The organism is Bartonella sp. AU16XJBT, from assembly GCF_028618665.1.
Lineage (GTDB): Bacteria > Pseudomonadota > Alphaproteobacteria > Rhizobiales > Rhizobiaceae > Bartonella.
Window position 1 is genome coordinate 1 of sequence record NZ_JAQITF010000052.1, and the last position, 2,673, is coordinate 2,673.

1 protein-coding gene is annotated in these 2,673 nt (G+C 46.1%); it reads right to left on the reverse strand.

The genetic code is table 11. From position 1 onward, the window contains the following. On the reverse strand, nt 1-2,511 hold a 2,511-nt coding region (locus PVV66_RS09355; RefSeq protein ID WP_273761000.1), incomplete at its 3' end, for a filamentous hemagglutinin N-terminal domain-containing protein. Nucleotides 2,512-2,673: the final 162 nt, after the last annotated feature.

A 2,673-nucleotide genomic window follows, 5' to 3' on the forward strand; every position in this document is an offset into this window, starting at 1 on the left:
ATCGTTATATTCCTTTTTTTCCTCTATTTTAGGCGTACTATCGGCTTCATTTTGCAAGTTTTTTGTTTGAATATTTAAGTTTCCCCCTACCTGAATTAAACCCGCTTTATTGACAAGGGAAAGGCTCTTTCCGCTGCCTGCCGCATTGGTAAAAGATAAATCACTCTCTGCCATAACGACACCAGCATCATTCAACAAAGCCCCATCAACTTTGAGAGCACCATTGCCCTTCACGTAGATTAAGCCCGTTTTGCTGTTGGTCACATCCCCTGTCACGCTAAAGGCTAAATTCTGCCCCGCTGCCAATTGACCACTATTGTGCAACTCCCCTGTTTTGATGGCAAAATCTCGTGCTGCTAAAACCGATGTTGTCTCATCAACCAGAACACCTGGAGCTACAAAAAGAATATTGCCACTCCCCCCCTGATCTATCACAGCTTGCAACCGTGCATGGTGAATATCAAGGACATTGGTGCTGTTAAAATCCAAACCGCCATACGTTAATTCACTCCCCGAGACATCAATATGATCCCCCTTTAAATACAGCGTTTGCGGCGTGTAAATATGAGAACGATTATTGCTTAAATCCAGTCTCGGTGCTGTCAACCTCATATCCCCCAGAACAGACAGCACATTCTCAACACTAATCCCGCCTGAAACGGATGTTAATGCGGCTGTACCGTACCCTATGATCTGATTATAATAAATGTCGTTGCCAGCAAAAAGGTCAATATTTTCACCACTGATAATATGTCCAACCTTTATCCCCCTTTGTGCCGTGATAGAAAGGGAACCTTTATCATAAAAAACAAGCGCACCTGTAGGATTCCAAGGGCTCACCTGAGAGGCAACAAAATCTAACCCTGTCATCAATGTGCCTGCATTAAGGCTGCCACCCTTTAAAACAGCATCTCCACCCGCCATCAACGAAGAAAAATCAACCGCTCCACCATCAATATCTACCCTGCCATAAGCAATCAGTTGTCCAAAATGAACTCCAGCATCAGGTTGTGTATGAATGACAACATTATCATGAGAGAGAATTGTTTGAGAAACAGATAGCCCGTTATGAGAAACCAGTGTGATATCTCCCGCTCCATAAATGCTTTCAGCAACAATCGCACCTTGACTACTCTGGAGATCAACACCCCCATGGCTGCCCAAAACAAGATTTCCAGCAGCCCCCGTTGCTGCCATATCAACCCCACCGGCTAAAAGATACGCCCTGATATCACCACCGGCATGTGCTTTTAAATTGCCCCCAGACAAAACAGTGCCAGCAATGGTCAGATCACCGCCCGTTTCAAACGCCATATCAGCCCCTGCCCCTAGCCCAGAGACTTTGATGGCTTCGCGTGAAGACAGCTTCATATTGCCCCCAGAGGTTGCTTGCCCTGCAATGGTTAAAAGCCCTTCTTGTGCCTCTGCTGTAAAATGACCATCCGCCCCAACGGTTTCTAACGTCACATCTTTTTTTGCCGCAATATCAACATGCTTTTTAGAGGTGATGTGTTTTGCCAAGATGCTCTGGCTCTTCGACTTAAGAACAACACCCCCATGACCAAAGACACTCTGTAGGGAGATTTTTCCATCCGCAGAAAGATGTAACTGCCCCGCATTGGCCGCCATATCATGGCGCATGCGAACCCCAATACCTTTTTCGGTTGCCACAAGTTTAATCTGATCCGCCTGGAGAGCCCCCAAAGCAGAACCATCTATCGCATATTCTGGCTTACCAGTAATATCGGTGAGCTCCTTCATCTCACGAGAAGCATAGTCATAACGACCCGTTCCAGCAACAACCCCAATATCCTTGCCCGCAACCGGACCTTCAAAATGCACTGTGCGCGATACAATATCGACGATATCAACCGCCCCTTTTCCTGAGAAAAAATTTGCGCCCTTGGCTCCAAAAGTGATATCCCCACCTCGCACCACAAAACCTTTTAGAAAACCAGATGCATCAATTTCCGCAACACCGGTGGTTAAGGTCGCATGGGGTGTATTGATAAACCCACAACCATCACAACTGATCCCATTGGGATTGGCTATAATCACATCAGCTGGACGTCCAAAAACCTCTCCTGGACCATGAAGCGCACTGCGCTTGACGCTGGTCACTTCATTTAAAATAACCTTCGCTGAACCGGTAACACGCAAATGCGGATTGCCCGGCATAATGCCCCCCAATTGCGATTGCCCTACTTCTTGCGCATGATTGTTCCAAATCACACCTCCATTGCCAATATTAAAATCATTATATTTATTGTGCGATAAACCGCTGCTGTTGGGGGTAACAATATCAATGGAAGGAACCCCATTGGGCGCTGCCACAATATCAGGGCGATGGGTGGCACTCGCGTTCGCATCAACGGCAATTTGCGCCTGTAATCCTGAAGGGACTAACAAACAAGAAAAACCAAGCCCCCCAAATAAAACCTTCTTGAGCATCGTACTAGAAACTAAAACGCTTAATAACTTTGCTCTTTCTTCTCTCTTCTCATGTCCCATGCTTTAACTCCCCAATAAATACGCTTAAAGTTCCATTGCTAATGTCATAAAAAATGTGCCTGACTTCTTATGTTTGACTGTGCTCCAGAAAATACTGGAATAACTGGCATCAAGAGAAACCATCCCCCCTGAAAGTTTGACACCTGCTGTCCAACCGGCAAG